This window comes from Mesorhizobium sp. M0437 (assembly GCF_040321335.1).
In the GTDB taxonomy this organism is placed as follows: Bacteria; Pseudomonadota; Alphaproteobacteria; order Rhizobiales; family Rhizobiaceae; genus Mesorhizobium.
Map to the genome: position 1 here is coordinate 50088 of NZ_JAMYRK010000007.1, position 16445 is coordinate 66532.

The 16445-nt window shown below is 62.7% G+C and carries 14 protein-coding genes; 8 read left to right on the forward strand and 6 right to left on the reverse strand.

The window, feature by feature from the left end:
* Positions 1 to 113: 113 nt before the first annotated feature.
* Positions 114 to 1283, reverse strand: a complete 1170-nt coding sequence (locus NKI72_RS06895) for a cystathionine beta-lyase (RefSeq protein WP_352684961.1) — start codon at positions 1281 to 1283, stop codon at positions 114 to 116.
* Positions 1284 to 1710: 427 nt separating this feature from the next.
* Between NKI72_RS06895 and NKI72_RS06900 the strand changes: the two genes are divergently transcribed.
* The 5 genes from NKI72_RS06900 to NKI72_RS06920 all read left to right on the forward strand — a co-directional run bounded on the left by NKI72_RS06900 (position 1711) and on the right by NKI72_RS06920 (position 8143).
* Positions 1711 to 2739: an amino acid ABC transporter substrate-binding protein gene (locus NKI72_RS06900; protein ID WP_254820740.1), complete on the forward strand. Its 1029-nt coding sequence runs from the start codon at positions 1711 to 1713 to the stop codon at positions 2737 to 2739.
* Between the two features lie 63 nt (positions 2740 to 2802).
* Positions 2803 to 3990: an amino acid ABC transporter permease gene (locus NKI72_RS06905; RefSeq protein ID WP_352472636.1), complete on the forward strand. Its 1188-nt coding sequence runs from the start codon at positions 2803 to 2805 to the stop codon at positions 3988 to 3990.
* A 4-nt stretch (positions 3991 to 3994) separates the two neighbouring features.
* On the forward strand, positions 3995 to 5152 hold the full coding sequence (locus NKI72_RS06910) for an amino acid ABC transporter permease (RefSeq protein ID WP_352771783.1): 1158 nt from the start codon (positions 3995 to 3997) through the stop codon (positions 5150 to 5152).
* A gap of 69 nt (positions 5153 to 5221) precedes the next feature.
* Positions 5222 to 5971 (forward strand): amino acid ABC transporter ATP-binding protein, encoded by a 750-nt coding sequence (locus tag NKI72_RS06915; RefSeq protein WP_031212005.1) that lies wholly within the window; start codon positions 5222 to 5224, stop codon positions 5969 to 5971.
* Positions 5972 to 6226: 255 nt separating this feature from the next.
* Positions 6227 to 8143: a multicopper oxidase domain-containing protein gene (locus tag NKI72_RS06920; protein WP_352831838.1), complete on the forward strand. Its 1917-nt coding sequence runs from the start codon at positions 6227 to 6229 to the stop codon at positions 8141 to 8143.
* Positions 8144 to 8217: 74 nt separating this feature from the next.
* Here the strand turns inward: NKI72_RS06920 and NKI72_RS06925 are convergent, their stop codons facing one another.
* Genes NKI72_RS06925 through NKI72_RS06935 form a run of 3 tightly spaced genes read right to left on the reverse strand, consistent with a single transcriptional unit; the run spans position 8218 to position 10244 of the window.
* Complete coding sequence (locus tag NKI72_RS06925; RefSeq protein WP_352831836.1) at positions 8218 to 8931, reverse strand: nickel/cobalt transporter; 714 nt, start codon at positions 8929 to 8931, stop codon at positions 8218 to 8220.
* Between the two features lie 30 nt (positions 8932 to 8961).
* On the reverse strand, positions 8962 to 9984 hold the full coding sequence (locus NKI72_RS06930; protein WP_502898560.1) for a cation diffusion facilitator family transporter: 1023 nt from the start codon (positions 9982 to 9984) through the stop codon (positions 8962 to 8964).
* Positions 9981 to 10244: a metal-sensing transcriptional repressor gene (locus NKI72_RS06935; protein WP_023719742.1), complete on the reverse strand. Its 264-nt coding sequence runs from the start codon at positions 10242 to 10244 to the stop codon at positions 9981 to 9983. The genes NKI72_RS06930 and NKI72_RS06935 overlap by 4 nt, the downstream gene beginning before the upstream one ends.
* 98 nt (positions 10245 to 10342) lie before the next feature.
* On the opposite strand from NKI72_RS06935, the gene NKI72_RS06940 reads away from it, so the two are divergent.
* Positions 10343 to 11014, forward strand: coding sequence for a TIGR02117 family protein (locus NKI72_RS06940; RefSeq protein ID WP_352831835.1), 672 nt, complete (start codon positions 10343 to 10345; stop codon positions 11012 to 11014).
* Positions 11015 to 11041: 27 nt separating this feature from the next.
* Here the strand turns inward: NKI72_RS06940 and NKI72_RS06945 are convergent, their stop codons facing one another.
* Complete coding sequence (locus NKI72_RS06945) at positions 11042 to 12259, reverse strand: FAD-dependent monooxygenase (protein WP_352831833.1); 1218 nt, start codon at positions 12257 to 12259, stop codon at positions 11042 to 11044.
* Positions 12260 to 12278: 19 nt separating this feature from the next.
* Positions 12279 to 12524 carry a zinc-finger domain-containing protein gene (locus NKI72_RS06950; RefSeq protein ID WP_254820632.1) on the reverse strand — a complete coding sequence of 82 codons (246 nt, stop codon included), beginning with the start codon at positions 12522 to 12524 and terminating at the stop codon, positions 12279 to 12281.
* 149 nt (positions 12525 to 12673) lie between these two features.
* On the opposite strand from NKI72_RS06950, the gene NKI72_RS06955 reads away from it, so the two are divergent.
* Complete coding sequence (locus NKI72_RS06955) at positions 12674 to 14875, forward strand: RNA degradosome polyphosphate kinase (RefSeq protein ID WP_352831831.1); 2202 nt, start codon at positions 12674 to 12676, stop codon at positions 14873 to 14875.
* Positions 14875 to 16407: an exopolyphosphatase gene (gene ppx, locus NKI72_RS06960; protein ID WP_352831829.1), complete on the forward strand. Its 1533-nt coding sequence runs from the start codon at positions 14875 to 14877 to the stop codon at positions 16405 to 16407. The genes NKI72_RS06955 and ppx overlap by 1 nt, the downstream gene beginning before the upstream one ends.
* Positions 16408 to 16445 lie beyond the last annotated feature (38 nt).

The following is a 16445-nucleotide window of genomic DNA, read 5'->3' on the forward strand; positions in this document are numbered from 1 at the left end:
TATTTTGTAGACGCCGTGTCATCGGCTGATCGGTCGCCATGACATCACTCAGGATCGCAATTTTTCCAAGCTGTTACGCCGATTTCCTGACTCAGCCTGGAAAGGTGCTTGGCTCAGGCCTGTGCGGCCGCCGCCAGCCCGCGCGCCAGGTCGGCCTTCAAATCCTCGACATCCTCGAGCCCGATCTGCAAGCGCACCAGCGGCCCGTCATACGGGCCCTTGGCGATTGTGCGGTCGCCAAGGAATACCGGCACGGCAAGGCTCTCATAGCCGCCCCAGGAATAGCCGAGGCCGAAAAACTTCAACGCGTCGAGGAAGGCGTGCTGCTGCTTCTGTCCGCCGCCCGCGAGAACGATCGAGAAGATGCCGCTCGATCCGCAAAAATCGCGCTTCCACATGGCGTGGTCGGGATGACTGGGCAGCCCGGGATGCAGCACCTGCGCTACGCCCGGCTGACCCTCGAGCCAGCCGGCGAGGGCAAGCGCGCTCTTTTGATGATGCTCCAGCCGCACACCCATCGTGCGCAGGCCGCGCAGCACCTGGTAGACGTCGTCAGGCCCGGCGCAGCAGCCCATCGTGTTGAACGTCTCGAAAAGCTGCTTCCAGCAGTCCGCATTGGCCGACACGGTGCCGAGCAGCACGTCGGAATGGCCGGCCGGGTATTTCGTCGCCGCGTGGATCGAGATGTCGACGCCATGGTCGAGCGGGCGAAAGTAGAGCGGCGTCGCCCAGGTGTTGTCCATCATGACGATGGCGCCGGCGGCATGCGCTGCCTTGGCGATGGCCGGTATGTCCTGCACCTCGAAGGTGTTGGAGGCCGGCGATTCGGTGAACACCACCTTGGTGTTGGGCTTGATCAGCGCCGCGATGCCGGCGCCGATGCGCGGTTCGTAATACTCGACCTCGATGCCCAGCCGCTTCAGCATCGTGTCGGCGAAATTGCGGGTCGGATGATAGACGGAATCGACGATCAGCAGATGATCGCCGGCCGACAGGAAGGCAAGCAGCGGCAGCACCACGGCCGCCAGGCCGGACGGCACCGCGACCGTGCCGGCGGAGCCTTCCAGCGCATCGATGGCGCTGGTCAGCGCATCGGTGGTCGGGGTGCCGCGCGTGCCGTAGGTGTATTTCTGGCTCCGCGCCGCCATTGTCGCCGCATTGGGATAGAGCACGGTCGAGGCATGCACCACCGGCGGATTGACGAAGCCGAAATAGTCATGCGGGTTGTTGCCGGAATGGGCGAGCCGTGTGTTGACGCCCATCTCGCTGTCGTCTTTTGCCATTGCTTTTCGTCCCATGGGTTGGTCGTTAGCCATAGTGCGGCGGCATTGGCCGCGCAACCGCACCGCACTCGCCAGGCCAAGGTCTTGAATATGCCAATTCAGCAACGAGCCGTGGACCTGCGGGAAGGCTGCCAAGTGCGCTTGGCAACTCACGGTCGGACTTTGCCGGCTTTATTGGCGCGCTGGCCGATTTGCGAGCGCGTTTGTCTGCAATTTCAGGCATTTCAGGCAGTTGGTTTTCAAAGTCTTTCGGATTTGGTCATTTCCCTTGACCTCACAGGAATAATCGCCTTCGATGTTGTTCGTGAATGGGAGGCAGCGCGTCGGTTACGATGCGGGATTCCGGTAATGGGCCGGGATACATAGCTGCGTTCACACGGGAAAAAGTCAGGTTCGCCTGGAAAAAACAGAAAAGGGTCTGTGGGTCATGAAACACATTGCAATCGGCGTTTTGGGCGCCGCCGCGTTTGGATTCGCGGCTTCGGCGGCTTCGGCGGCCACGCTCGACGATGTCAAAGCGAAGGGCTTCATCCAATGCGGCGTCTCGACCGGTCTGGCCGGCTTCTCGGCGCCGGACGACAAGGGTGAGTGGCAAGGCATCGACGCGGACTTCTGTCGCGCTGTGGCAGCCGCCGTGTTCGGCGATGGCACCAAGGTGAAGTTTACGCCGCTCAGCGCCAAGGAGCGGTTTACCGCTCTGCAGTCGGGCGAGATCGACATCCTGTCGCGCAATACCACCTGGACCATCAATCGCGACACCGCACTCGGCCTGAACTTCATCGGCACGACTTATTACGACGGCCAGGGCTTCATGATCAACGCCAAGAAGCTACCGGGCGTGAACTCGGCGCTGCAGCTTTCGGGCGCGGCGGTCTGCGTGCAGAGCGGCACCACGACCGAGCTCAACCTTGCCGACTATTTCAAGTCGAACAAGATGGAGTACAATCCTGTCGTCTTCGAAAAGCTGGAAGAGGTTAACGCCGCCTATGACGCCGGCCGCTGCGACGTATACACCACCGACCAGTCGGGCCTCTATGGCATCCGCCTGACGCTCGGTGCGCCGGCCGACCACGTCGTGTTGCCCGAGATCATCTCCAAGGAACCGCTTGGGCCGGCCGTACGCCAGGGCGACGACCAATGGTACCACATCGTCAAGTGGACCTATTTCGCGTTGCTCGACGCCGAGGAACTCGGCATCACCAAGGCCAATGTCGACGAGATGAAGAACTCGGACAGTCCAGAGATCAAGCGCGTGCTCGGCCAGGAAGCCGACACCAAGATCGGCACCGATCTCGGCGTCTCTAACGACTGGGTCGTCAACATCGTCAAGGCCGTCGGCAATTACGGCGAGATGTTCGAGCGTAATGTCGGCTCGGGCAGCCCGCTGAAGATCGCGCGCGGCATCAACGCGCTGTGGACCAAGGGTGGCCTGCAGTACGCTCCGCCGATCCGCTGATCGAAAATGGATCCGGAAGGCAGATCGTCTGCCTTCCGGTCTCTCTTTCCAGGGGACTGTCGAATGGCATCGCAGGAAGTTCTTCGCGAGGAGCCAAGCCGCGGTTCCTTCATCAATGATCCTCGTGTCCGCGGAATATTCTTTCAAGCGCTGGTCCTCGTCCTGCTGGTAGCGGGGGTCTGGTGGGTTACCCACAACGTCATCGTCAATCTGACGCGCTTGCACATCGCTTCCGGCTTTGGCTTCCTCAGGGGCCGCGCCGGCTTCGACATCAGCGAAAGCGCGATCGCATATTCGTCGGATTCGACCTATTTCCGAGCCATCCTGGTTGGCTTCATCAACACCGTGATCGTTGCCGTCGTCGGCATCATCACCGCCACCATTATCGGTTTCATCGTCGGCATCGGCCGGCTTTCGCGCAACTGGCTGATCAGGAAGATCTGCACGGTCTATGTCGAGGTCTTCCGCAACATCCCGCCGCTGCTGGTCATCTTCTTCTGGTATTCCGGCGTGCTCGCCGTGCTGCCGCCGCCGCGCGAGAGCATTAATTTGCCGTTCGGCTCCTTTCTCAACCAGCGCGGCTTCTATTTTCCGCGCGCTGTCTGGGGCGAGGGCTCCTGGCTGATCCTGGTCGCCCTGCTCCTCGCCCTTGCCATGGCCTGGTTCGTCGCCCGCAAGGCGCGGCAGCGGCAGATGGCGACGGGTCAGCCGTTCCCGGTGCTCTGGACATCCATAGCGTTGATCGTCGGCCTGCCGCTGCTGGCCTACGCGCTGAGCGGCTTTCCTCTGACCTTCGAATTCCCGAAACAATCGACTTTCAACCTGGTCGGTGGCTTTCAGGTCAGACCGGAGTTCCTGTCACTCTATCTGGCGTTGTCCTGCTATACGGCCGCCTTCATCGCCGAGATCGTGCGCGCCGGCATCAGGGGCGTCAGCACGGGCCAGACCGAGGCGGCCGCGGCACTCGGGCTGCGCTCGGGATCGATCCTCAGGCTTGTCGTCGTGCCGCAGGCGATGCGCATCGTTATTCCGCCGCTGACCAGCCAGTATCTGAACTTGACCAAGAACTCTTCACTCGCCATCGCCATCGGCTATCCGGACCTGACGGCGACTGCCGGCACTGTCTTGAACCAGACCGGGCAGGCGGTTGAAGGCGTGGTGATCATGATGGCTGTCTATCTCGCGCTCAGCCTGATCACGTCGGCGATCATGAACGTCGTCAATGCCAGGATGGCGCTGGTGGAGAGGTAGAGCCATGCAGGAACACGACATGTCCTGGGTCCGGACGGAGATGGCGCTGGCCCAACCGGCGCCGTCGAGCGAGCGTGGCCTCACCGCCTGGATCCGCAAGAACCTGATTGCCACCACGGGCGACACCATTCTCACCATCGTTGGCATTGCGCTGGTCGCTGTGATCCTGCCCCAAATCATCAATTGGGCCTTCATCAACGCCCAGTGGACTGGACCGGACCGCTCGGTCTGCGCCACCGTGGCGCAAGGCGGCATCCAGCCGGATGGCTGGACCGGTGCTTGCTGGGCATTCGTCAACGCCAAGTTCGGCCAGTTCATGTTCGGCACCTATCCTATCGAGGAGCGTTGGCGGCCGATCGTGGTGGCCATCCTGTTCGTGGCACTGCTGGTGCCGTTGCTCATTCCGCGCATACCGCGCAAGGGGCTGAATGCCATTCTTCTCTTTTTTGTACTGCCGGTCGTCGCCTTCGTTCTGCTGGTCGGCGGCATGTTCGGCCTGCCGCATGTCGAGACGTCGCGTTGGGGTGGACTGCTGGTGACGCTCAGCCTGTCGTTCGTCGGCATTGCCGTGTCGCTGCCGATCGGCATCGTGCTGGCGCTTGGCCGGCGCTCGAACATGCCGATAGTCAAGCTGCTGTGCGTGATCTTCATCGAGACGGTACGCGGCATCCCGCTGATTACGGTGCTGTTCTTTGCCAGCGTGATGCTGCCGCTGTTCCTGCCGGCCGGCGTCAGCTTCGACAAGTTCCTGCGCGCGCTGATCGGCGTGTCGCTGTTTGCCGCCGCCTACATGGCCGAAGTGGTGCGCGGCGGCCTGCAGGCGATCCCCAAAGGCCAGTATGAGGGCGCCGATTCGCTCGGTCTCAGCTACTGGCAGAAGATGGGCCTGGTCGTCATGCCGCAGGCGCTGAAGCTGGTCATTCCCGGCATCGTCAACACCTTCATCGGCATGTTCAAGGACACCAGCCTGGTCATCGTCATCTCCATGTTCGACCTCCTCGGCATCGTCAAGCAGAACTTCTCCGACGCGAATTGGGCGACGCCACAGACGGCCAGATCCGGCCTGGTGTTCGCGGCGTTCATCTTCTGGCTGTTCTGCTTCGGCATGTCGCGCTATTCAATGTACACGGAACGCCGTCTCGACACCGGCCACAAACGCTAAAAAGGGGACCTTGTCATGGCCATAGAAAACGCCGTCAGCGCGGAAGAGATCAAGGTCAATGCCGCCAAGATGCACATTTCCACCACCGATGTCGCCATCGACATCATCGCCATGCACAAATGGTACGGCGAATTCCATGTGCTGAAGGACATCAATCTAAAGGTGATGCGCGGCGAGCGGATCGTCATCTGCGGCCCGTCGGGCTCCGGCAAATCGACGATGATCCGCTGCATCAACCGGCTGGAGGAACACCAGAAGGGCAAGATCATAGTCGACGGCAAGGAACTGACCAACGATCTGAAGAAGATCGACGAGGTGCGTCGCGAGGTCGGCATGGTGTTCCAGCACTTCAACCTGTTCCCGCATCTGACCATTCTGGAAAATTGCACGCTGGCGCCGATCTGGGTGCGCAAGATGCCGCGGAAACAGGCCGAGGAAATCGCCATGCATTTCCTCAAGCGCGTCAAGATCCCGGAACAGGCCAACAAATATCCCGGCCAGCTTTCCGGCGGGCAGCAACAGCGCGTGGCGATCGCCCGCTCGCTGTGCATGAACCCGCGCATCATGCTGTTCGATGAGCCGACCTCGGCTCTCGATCCGGAAATGATCAAGGAAGTGCTGGAGACGATGGTCGGGCTGGCCGAGGAAGGCATGACCATGCTCTGCGTCACCCACGAAATGGGCTTTGCGCGCAAAGTCGCCAATCGGGTGATCTTCATGGATCAGGGTCAGATCGTCGAGCAGAACACGCCGGCCGAGTTCTTCGACCACCCGCGCCATGAGCGCACGAAGCTGTTCCTGTCGCAGATCCTGCACTGATCCTTACTCCGGTTCGGGACAAGACCGGCGGATCACGCCTCTCTGTCTTGCTGGCTTCGCGCGTATTCGGCGAGCGCTGACCGTGCGCTACGCGAGAAGATAGCAAGCGTGCTTCAGGCCGTTCGAGTGGTCACGTTGCAACCTGGTAACTAGCGCCGGCACGGATCATAAGCGCGCCGGCTGCGTTCATTGCCATTGGGAGTTGTATAACGAGCCGCGTGGGCGCGTGCGGCGGCAGGTCACGGGTTCATCCTGATGCTCATCCAACCGATCGATTATTTCCTCGTCGTCTGGTTCGCGCTGGCGCTGGCTTCGACGCTTTACGTCGGCTTCGACCAATATCGCAACAATCCCGAGCCGGTGGTGATGAAATGGGGCTTCATCCTGGTCACCCTCTATATGGGTCCGCTCGGCTTGCTGCTCTACGTGCTCGCCGACAAGGAGCCCCGGCCGGGCGATCATGAACTCTTCACCCGGCCGCTCTGGAAGCAGGGCGTCGGCTCCACCATCCACTGCGTCGCCGGCGATGCCACCGGCATCATTCTTGCCGCCGCCGTCACGGCGGCGCTCGGCCTGCCGATGTGGATCGACCTGATCGTCGAATATCTCGCCGGCTTTGCCTTCGGCCTGTTCATCTTCCAGTCGCTGTTCATGAAATCGATGATGGGCGGCACCTATTGGGAAAACGTACGCAAGAGCTTCCTGCCCGAGTTCATCTCCATGAACTTCATGATGGCCGGCATGGCGCCGGTCATGAGCTTCCTGATGATGGGCCGCGACATGCGCGCGATGGAACCGACGGAGCTGCTGTTCTGGGGCGTGATGTCGATCGGCGTCATCGCCGGTTTTGCGCTTGCCTATCCGGCCAATGTCTGGCTGGTCGCCCGGGGGCTGAAGCATGGGCTGATGACGCAGCGTGCGCAGGCAGCCGGCATCGATGTCCGGGAGCAGCCTGCCACGAGGCAACATGCGCAGATACAAATGCAGCAGGCCGACGCCAGCGGCCATCGCGGGCAGCACCACGATATGGTTTCCCACAAAGGCAAAGGCGGCGGCCATCACATGGAGACGGATGCCACGACGCCGCAGGTCGCTGCCCTGGGTGCCGTCTCCCTGCTGGCGCTCGCCATCGGCATGGTCGCGCCGGCGAACTGGCTGAACCTGACGCTGTCGGCACGCGATGTCGGCGGGGTGATCATGCCGCGAGGCATGATCATGGATCGCGACACGCCAGCCGATACAATGCGCGACATGGCGGCTACCGATCCACGCCTCGTGGCCGCCTCTTATGGCCTGACGGCAAGGGGCGACCAGGAACTGCCGTTTCGGATGGAGAACGGCATCAAGGTGTTCGAGCTCAGGCCTTCAGTGGTCCGCTGGCAGATCCTGCCGGACGTCGCGGTCGACGCCTATGCCTATAACGGCCAGATTCCCGGTCCGCGAATTCATATTCGCCAGGGCGATCGGGTCAGGATCAACGTCACCAACGGCCTGCCTGAGGAAACGACGGTGCATTGGCATGGCTTGATCCTGCCGAACCAGATGGATGGGCCGGCCGAGATCACGCAGCCGCCGATCGAGCCCGGGCAATCCTATTCATACGAATTCACCGCGACCCAGCACGGAACCTATTTCTATCACCCCCATGCCAAGCCGGACCGGACCCAGGCGCTCGGCCTTTACGGTGCGCTGATCATCGATCCCGCCAATCCCGCCGACGAGGTCGCGGCCGACCATGATTACGCCATCGAGCTTCAGGAATGGCTGGTGCGGGAAGGGCTGACCTACCCGTCGATGCCGATGGATGGCGGCATGCCGAATTTCTTCACCATCAACGGCAAGGCCTATCCCTCGACCGAGACGATCCCGATGAAGGTCGGCGAGACGCTCAAGGTGCGGTTCATCGGCACCAACAACGGCTTCATCCATCCGATGCATATCCATGGCGGACCGTTCGAGGTCGTTGCCCGCGACGGCGAGACGGTCCCCGCTTCGGGTCGTTTCCTTGCCGATACGATCAACGTCGGGCCGGGTCAGCGCTACGACGTAATCTGGAAGGCGCAGCGTCCGGGCAAATGGCTGATCCATTGCCACATCCCGCATCACACCACGAACAACAATGTCGAGGAAAAGGGCGGCGGCGGGCTGATGGTCGTGATCGATGTGACATGACCGGCGTCGCCTAGGCTCGTTCCAGCCGCTGCACCGGCCCGGACGCCATGCAGTGGCTGGGGCCAAATTTTCTCTCAAGCTGAGGTGATCTGCCAGACAGCGACGCCGGCAAGGGCGAGACCGGCGCCGCCCTCGATGGCCCGGGAGATGGTTTCGAACAGCCGTGGCTGGCGCGCGAAAAACTGTACAAGCCGTTCCCGAAACAGGATCGACAACACGGCGACACAGGACAGCGTCAGCGCCACGCCGACCATCATGGTGACGGCAAACAGGGCGCCCGCCGCCGGAACCCCCCTGGACATTGCGAAAGTCATCGCGAAAAGCGTCAGCGGGCATGGGATCAGGCCTGCCGTGACGCCGACAGCCTCGCCCTCGTGCCTGTGATGATGGCTGTGGCTCAACGCGCGCCAGATCATCCAGACGCCAATGAGGCCGAGCAGCCCGCGACTGATGTGCTCCAGAAGCGGAGCGCGGCCGACGCTGCCCAATGCTATTGAGACCAGTGGCAGCGAGAGAGCCGCAATCAGAACGGCAATCGTCACATGCGTGAACGATAGCGTGATAGATACGAGCAGACCACGCGAGACCTTCGCATCCGAACCGGCAAGATAAGTCGCCAGGACGGCCTTGCTGTGCCCCGGCGTCAGCGCATGGGCAGCCCCGAACACGACGCCCATCGGCAGGAAGGCCATGAACGCCAGCCAATTGCCTCCGGCCGCAAGCAGCTTGATCTGTTCGCCGAGCGTCAGATAGATCGTGCGCTGAAATTCGACGAGCGTCTGGAACATCGGACGAGACTAGCAGAAAATCGGCGAGCGTCAGTGCATGTGGCCGTGGTCGTGCGTGTGCTCGTGAGGATGGTCGTTCTCTCCACGTTCCGTTGAAAACCGCACATTCGCCTCAGCCAGGGCCGGTATATGCTGGGATAGTTCGTCCTTCAGCGCTGCGGCGATCTTGTTGGCCGCCGACAGCGGCAGGGTTTCGTCCGCGGCAATTGCGATGTCGGCGTGCAATCTATGACCGATCCAGCGCGCCTTGGCATCGACAATGCGCGCGCCCGGAACATGCTCGGCGGCATGTCGGATTTCGTCTATCACACCGGGTTCGATTCCATCCAGCATGCGGGTCAGCACCGAGCGGGCCGATTGCCAGACGATACCGAAGATCGCAATCGTGATCAGCAGGCCGACGATCGGATCGGCCAAGGAAAAGCCAAACCAGACGCCGATGGCTCCGATGACCACGGCAAGGCTGGTAAGTCCATCTGTGCGGGCGTGGTAGCCGTCGGCAATCAGTGCCGCGCTGTTGATTTCGCGGCCGACGCGGATACGGAACACGGCAACCGCCTCGTTGCCGAGGAAGCCGACAATGCCCGCCGCAGTCAGCCAGCCCAGGTGTGTCACCGCTTGTGGATTGATCAGCCTGTCGATGGCTTGGTAGGCAGCGACTACAGCGCTGAACAGGATGATGAGCACGATGATGATGCCGGCCAGATCCTCGACCCGGCCCAAGCCATACGTGAAGATCCGCGACGGCTTGCGCCGCGCCAGAACGAACGCAATCCAGAGCGGGATCGCCGTGGTCGCGTCGCCGATGTTATGGATCGTGTCGGCCAGCAATGCCACGCTCCCCGACAACGCAACCACGACCATCTGCAATGCCGCGGTGATGGCCAGGATCACGAACGACCATTTGATTGCCCAGATGCCCCGGTCGGTGGTGGCAATTGTCGCGTCGATGACGCCATGGCTGTGACCGTGCGGACCGTGATCGCCGTGATGATGTGCGGCGTGCGAGCCGAACCCGAGCCAGTCCAGAATGCGGACTACGATGGCATTCATAGATATTTCGCCAGCTGCTTGAGTTCCGCCAGCGAGTTGCCGCCGGTTTCCACGCTGTCCGTCAGGCAATGCTCGATGTGATCGTTGATCAGCTCGCGCTTGGCGCTGCTGATGGCCCTTTCGACGGCATGAAGCTGCTGCGCCAGGTCAACGCAAGGGCGATGCGCCTCGATCATCGCCAGCACCGCCGCAAGGTGGCCTTGCGCGCGCTTCAGGCGCTTTATGATGGAAGGATGCGAGGCGTGGAGGTGATCTGACATGCTTGAGCATATCCTCCCGGGGAGGATACGCGTCAAGCTCAGCTGTGCAACGTTCGGAGGGGCTTCACCTTGAGCATTGCTTGTTCTATGCCTTTCCCATGAAGAAGCTTGCCCGTTTTCTTGGCCTGCTGGTCGTTGCAGCAGTCCTTGCGGTGGCGCTGGGCACGCTGCTGCCGCGCCCGCTCTGGCCGGCGGCCGTTGCCGATCCGATCGGCACAAGCCACCGTATCCTGGTGCTGCAAAATCCGATCCACACCGACATCGCCATCCCGGTCGACGACGATGTGCGCCGGCGCTTCCATTTCCTGGTCGATGCCGGCATTCCAGCAGACGTGGCGGAGGTCCGCTACATAGTCTTCGGCTGGGGCGGCCGCGCCTTCTATCTCGAGACGCCGACCTGGTCGGAACTGAAGGCAGTGCCGGTGATGAAGGCGCTGACCGTCGATGCCTCGGTGATGCATGTCGACATTTCAGGCGAAATCGCCGAGCCGCATCCCGACGTCACCGGCTTCGACATCGGCGAGGAGCGGTTTACGGCGCTGCTCGATTACATTGCGGGAAGCTTCCGGCAGGGACCGAGCGGGGCCATGCCGATCGAGAATGCGGCGTATTCCCGTTTCGATCGTTTCTTCGAAGGCAATGGCCGTTTCAACGCGCTGGTCGGCTGCAACACCTGGGCGGCGGCGGCACTGCGCATCGCCGGGCTGCGCACCGGCTGGTGGAACCCGCTGCCGGCATCGCTCGGCCTGTCGATGCGGCTTTACAATTGACCGGGCGACTTAGGACCGCCGAACGTCCTACGCCCGCCAGCCGTAGAGCCAGTCGAGATCGGCGGCGAGTTTTTCGGGCGAGCGCATCGCCAGGAACAGGTTGCGGGCCATCGCCACCGGCCCGGCCGCATGCCAGGCGAGGCGATTGACGGCGCCGCGGCGGGCGACCTGGGCGACGCGCGGCCGCCGCGCCTGTTCCCAGGCGGCAAGCGCCCCCTCAAGATCGGCTGTGGAGGCCGCAATGAAGCCGGCAAGGGTTACCGCGTCTTCGATCGCCATCGCCGCGCCCTGTGCGGCAAACGGCGTCATCGCGTGCGCCGCATCGCCGGTCAGCGCGATGCCTTCCGGCGTCGTCCACCGCCGCTGCTCGACTATGTGGATCGGCCATGCCGTCCACGGCGCGGCCTCGTTCGCCAGGCGGACCAGCGCCGGCGCGGCGCCACGCATGGCGCTGGCGAGGCTGGCGGGGTCGGCATGCCCTGACCAGCCCTCGGCGATGCGCTTGCCCTTGGTGAAGGCCGCGAGGTTGAAGACAGTGCCACGGCTGACCGGATAGGCGACCATATGGAAGCCTGGATGGAGGAATGCGGTAACGCAATCGGGCGCACCGATCGCCCTGAAGGCTTGTCCGGCAAGGCTGTCCGCGGCCACCGTGGCGCGCCAGGCAAGCTCGCCCGAGAATCGGCTTCTGCCGAATTCGGCCGCCTTGCGGGCCAGTTTTTCTCGCACCGACGACCAGACGCCATCGGCTCCGACCAGCAACGATGCTTCGGTTTCGATGGTCGTGCCGGCAATCTCGACTGTTGCGGTGATGCCATTCGGTCCGGTTGCGACGCCGCCGACGCGGGCACCGGTGACAAGCTCGATCTCGGGCCGCTCGGCTATCCGCTGCATCAGCGCTGACTGCAGATCCGCGCGGTGGGCAACGAGATAGGGCGCTCCCCAGCGCGTTTCGGCCGCCTGGCCAAGCGGTACGCGCGCCAGCTTGCGCAGCGTGGCGGCATCCTTGAGCACGACCGCCTCCGGGCGCACCGACGTCGGCAGCAGCCGATCGAGTACGCCGAGCTGCCGTAGGATGCGCGTCGCGTTGGGCGAAAGCTGGATACCGGCGCCGGCAGCCTCGAGGTGCTGCGCCTGTTCGAACAGTTTTACCCGATAGCCGCGCTCGGCGAAGGCCAGTGCCGCGGTCAGCCCGGCGACGCCCGCCCCGGCGATGACCACCTGCCGGGACTGCGTTTCCTGCATCAGGCTTGTCGCGGAAGAATCAGGCGGCCTGGTCGATATAGAGGCAGCCCGGCGGCTGCGTTTCCAATGCCTTCAGTTTCGGCGAATAGCGATAGAGCGTCGAGCAATAGGGGCAGACCTTTTCATTGTCGTCGCCCATGTCGAGAAATACATGCGGATGGTCGAAAGGCGGATTGGCGCCGGTGCACATGAATTCCTTGACGCCGATGTCGATTGCCGGATAGCCCGCATCGTTCTGGAAATGGGGAATGGAACCGCCTGCCATCGTCGTCTCCTGATCTTGTCGATTGCATCTGGATCATAACCCGTCTCTTTGCAAGATCGATGAAATGAAACTGTCGCAAAAGCCTGTCAGAGGATAAGTTAAGCCGGTTAAGGCTGTGCTCGTCGAACGGTGTGGGAAGAGCGGGAACCATGAACGAACTGAAGCCGGTGCAGAACGAATTCATCACCGTCGAGGCGGCGAGCCCCGAAGGCGGCAATCCCGATCGCTTCGTCAATCGCGAGTTTTCCTGGCTGCAATTCAACCGGCGCGTGCTCGAAGAGTCGCTGAACGCCAACCATCCGCTGCTCGAGCGTGTTCGCTTCCTGTCGATATCGGCCGCCAACCTCGACGAGTTCTTCATGGTCCGCGTCGCCGGTCTTGCCGGCCAGGTGCGCGAAGGCATCGTGCTGAAGAGCCCGGATGGGCGCACTCCCGAGCAGCAGCTCGAACAATTGCTGCGCGAGGTCGAGCGCCTGCAGGAGGACCAGCAGAACAGCCTTTCGGCGCTGATGCTGCTGCTCGACAAACAAGGCATCGAAAGCATCACCCGCGATGCGCTGACCAAGGACGAGAAGACCTGGCTCGAGGACCATTTCCAGGAGCAGGTATTTCCGGTCCTGACGCCGCTGTCGATCGACCCGGCGCATCCGTTTCCGTTCATTCCCAATCTCGGTTTCTCGATGGCGCTGCAATTGCGCCATCGCAAGAACGGCGAGGAAATGAGCGCGCTTCTGCGCCTGCCGGTGGCGCTGAGGCGCTTCATCCGTTTGCCGGATCGCAAGCATCATGTCCGCTTCATTCCACTTGAAGAGGCGGTCAGTCTCTATATCGGCAAGCTGTTCCCCGGCTATGAGGTCAAGGGCTCCGGCACATTCCGCATCATCCGCGACAGCGATATCGAGGTCGAGGAAGAATCAGAGGATCTGGTGCGGCTGTTCGAGACGGCGCTGAAGCGGCGACGCCGCGGCTCGGTCATCCGGATCGAGTTCGACCGGCTGATGCCGCCCGAATTGCGCGACTTCGTCGCCGGCGAGCTTGGCGTTTCGGCAAGCCGGATCAGCGTGCTCACCGGTCCGCTGGCGCTCAGCCAGATCTCGGAGATCGTCGCCGTCGCCCGCGACGATCTGAAGTTCACGCCCTACAATCCGCGCTTCCCCGAGCGCATCCGCGAGCATGGCGGCGATTGTTTTGCCGCGATCCGCGAGAAGGACATCATCGTCCACCACCCCTACGAATCCTTCGACGTCGTGGTGCAGTTCCTGCGCCAGGCAATGGCCGATCCGGAAGTGGTGGCGATCAAGCAGACGCTCTATCGCACCTCCAACGACAGCCCGATCGTACGCGCTTTGGTCGACGCCGCCGAGGCCGGCAAGTCGGTGACCGCGCTAGTCGAGCTCAAGGCGCGTTTCGACGAGGAAGCCAACATCCGCTGGGCCCGCGACCTCGAGCGCGCCGGCGTCCAGGTCGTCTTCGGCTTTCTCGAACTGAAGACCCATGCGAAGATGTCGCTGGTGGTGCGCCGCGAGGATGGCAGGCTGCGCAATTACGTGCATCTGGGCACCGGCAACTACCACCCGGTCACGGCACGCATCTACACCGACCTGTCCTTCTTCACCACCGATCCGACGATCGCGCGCGATGTCGCCCAGCTGTTCAACTTCATCACCGGCTATGCCGAGCCGGCCGAGCAGATGCGGCTGGCCATCTCGCCGTTTACGCTGCGCGACCGCATCCTCCAGCACATTTCGGATGAGATCAGCCACGCGCTGGAGGGCAGGCCGGCCCGCATCTGGATGAAGATGAACGCCTTGGTCGACCCGATCGTCATCGATGCGCTCTACGATGCCAGCCGCGCCGGCGTCGAGATCGATCTCGTCGTGCGCGGCATCTGCTGCCTGAGACCGCAGGTGCCCGGCCTATCGGAGAACATTAGGGTGAAGTCGATCGTCGGCCGTTTCCTCGAGCACAGCCGCATCTATTGCTTCGGCAACGGCCACGGCCTGCCCTCGGACGGGGCGATCGTCTATATCTCCTCGGCCGATCTGATGCCGCGCAATCTCGACCGCCGCGTCGAGACCATGGTGCCGATCACCAATCCAACTGTGCATGAGCAGGTGCTCGGCCAGATCATGCTCGGCAACATCATGGACAACCAGCAAAGTTTCGACGTATTGGCTGACGGAACCTCCCGGCGCGTTGTGCTGGAGGAGGGCGAGGAACCGTTCAACGCGCAGGAATATTTCATGACCAATCCGAGCCTGTCCGGACGGGGCGATGCGTTGAAGTCGCATGCGCCCAAGCGCATCGCGCAGTTCAAGCGCCGCAAGAAACAGAACGCAGCGACGGGCTGATGATTTCAGCGTCCCAGGGCCGGCTTCAGGACCGCCGACCGCTGTCCATCATCGATATCGGATCGAACTCGATCCGTCTTGTCATCTATGAGGGGCTGGCGCGTTCGCCGACCTTGCTGTTCAACGAAAAGATGCTGGCCGGCCTCGGCCGCGGCATCGTTTCGACCGGAAAGCTCGATCCCGAGGCGGTGACGCGCTCGATGGAAGAGTTTCGCCGCTTCCGCGCGCTCTCCGACCAGGCCGGCGCCGAGCGCATGTATGTGCTGGCGACCGCCGCCGCTCGCGAGGCGGTCAACGGCCCCGACTTCATCCACCGCGCCGAGGATGTGCTCAAGACCGAGATCCAGGTGCTGAGCGGCCGCGAGGAAGCCCATTATTCGGCGCTCGGCGTCATCTCCGGTTTCCACCCGGCCAACGGCATCGCCGGCGACCTTGGCGGCGGCAGCCTCGAACTGATCGACATCGACGGTGAGACGATCGGTGACGGCATCACGCTGCCATTGGGCGGCTTGCGCCTGCAGGACATGGCGAAGAACTCCCTGACCCAGGCGGCAAGGATCACGCGCGAGCAACTGGCGCGGGCGAAATTGCTGAAGGGCGGGCAGGGCAGGGCGTTCTACACGGTCGGCGGCACCTGGCGAAATCTCGCCCGGCTACACATGGAAATGACCAACTACCCGCTAGGCGTCATGCACCATTACGAGATCGGCATCGAAAGCGCCGCGAACTTCCTCCGGCAGGTTGCTAAGGCCGAGATCGACAAGATCAAAGGCATCGAGGGCATCTCCAAGAACCGCCGCTCGCTGCTGCCCTATGGCGCCATCGTGCTGCAGGAGATCATGGCGGCGATGCAGCCGTCGAAGATCATCGTGTCGGCGCTGGGCGTGCGCGAGGGCTTTCTCTATTCGCTGCTCGACAAGGCCGAGCAGAAAGCCGATCCGCTGATCTCGGCGGCGGAAGAGCTTGCCCGCCTGCGCTCGCGCTCGGTCGACCACGCGCATGAGCTTGTCGAGTGGACCGGCAAGGCGTTCGCCGCCTTCGGCATCGACGAGACCAGGGATGAGGCGCGCTACCGCCACGCCGCCTGCCTGCTCGCCGATATCGGCTGGCGTGCCCATCCCGAATATCGCGGCAAGCAATCGCTCAACATCATCGCCCACGCCTCCTTCATCGGCGTCGATCATCCCGGCCGCGCCTTCCTGGCGCTTGTCAGCCTGTTTCGCCACGAGGGCGTGTTCAATGAAGCCGCTCCGGAAATCCGCGGACTGGCGACACCGCGCTATCTCGAACGGGCCCGCGTGCTGGCGGCGCTGCTGCGCGTCGTCTATCTCCTGACGGCGGCAATGCCCGGCGTCATGTCGCGACTGAAATGGGAAAACCGCGGCAATGGCGTGCTGGCGCTGGTGCTGCCGGCAGCGCTGGCCGATCTTTACGGCGAGCGGCCCGCCGGCCGGCTGGCACAACTGGCAAGGGTCACCAACCGTCGGCTGGTGCTGGCGGTCGAGGGCGGGCCTAGCGTTTCAGTGAAGTAGTTTCAGGCACGACGCCAATTGCATGTGGCAATTCGCTG

Excerpts from the sequence above, each read along its gene's own strand:
- NKI72_RS06925 (WP_352831836.1), bottom strand. The coding sequence starts at position 8,931 with ATGTTCCAGACGCTCGTCGAATTTCAGCGCACGATCTATCTGACGCTC.
- NKI72_RS06930 (WP_502898560.1), bottom strand. The coding sequence starts at position 9,984 with ATGAATGCCATCGTAGTCCGCATTCTGGACTGGCTCGGGTTCGGCTCG.
- NKI72_RS06950 (WP_254820632.1), bottom strand. The coding sequence starts at position 12,524 with ATGGCAGGCGGTTCCATTCCCCATTTCCAGAACGATGCGGGCTATCCG.
- NKI72_RS06940 (WP_352831835.1), top strand. The coding sequence starts at position 10,343 with ATGAAGAAGCTTGCCCGTTTTCTTGGCCTGCTGGTCGTTGCAGCAGTC.
- NKI72_RS06910 (WP_352771783.1), top strand. The coding sequence starts at position 3,995 with ATGCAGGAACACGACATGTCCTGGGTCCGGACGGAGATGGCGCTGGCC.
- NKI72_RS06915 (WP_031212005.1), top strand. The coding sequence starts at position 5,222 with ATGCACATTTCCACCACCGATGTCGCCATCGACATCATCGCCATGCAC.
- NKI72_RS06905 (WP_352472636.1), top strand. The coding sequence starts at position 2,803 with ATGGCATCGCAGGAAGTTCTTCGCGAGGAGCCAAGCCGCGGTTCCTTC.
- NKI72_RS06895 (WP_352684961.1), bottom strand. The coding sequence starts at position 1,283 with ATGGCAAAAGACGACAGCGAGATGGGCGTCAACACACGGCTCGCCCAT.
- NKI72_RS06935 (WP_023719742.1), bottom strand. The coding sequence starts at position 10,244 with ATGTCAGATCACCTCCACGCCTCGCATCCTTCCATCATAAAGCGCCTG.
- NKI72_RS06920 (WP_352831838.1), top strand. The coding sequence starts at position 6,227 with ATGCTCATCCAACCGATCGATTATTTCCTCGTCGTCTGGTTCGCGCTG.
- NKI72_RS06900 (WP_254820740.1), top strand. The coding sequence starts at position 1,711 with ATGAAACACATTGCAATCGGCGTTTTGGGCGCCGCCGCGTTTGGATTC.
- ppx (WP_352831829.1), top strand. The coding sequence starts at position 14,875 with ATGATTTCAGCGTCCCAGGGCCGGCTTCAGGACCGCCGACCGCTGTCC.
- NKI72_RS06955 (WP_352831831.1), top strand. The coding sequence starts at position 12,674 with ATGAACGAACTGAAGCCGGTGCAGAACGAATTCATCACCGTCGAGGCG.
- NKI72_RS06945 (WP_352831833.1), bottom strand. The coding sequence starts at position 12,259 with ATGCAGGAAACGCAGTCCCGGCAGGTGGTCATCGCCGGGGCGGGCGTC.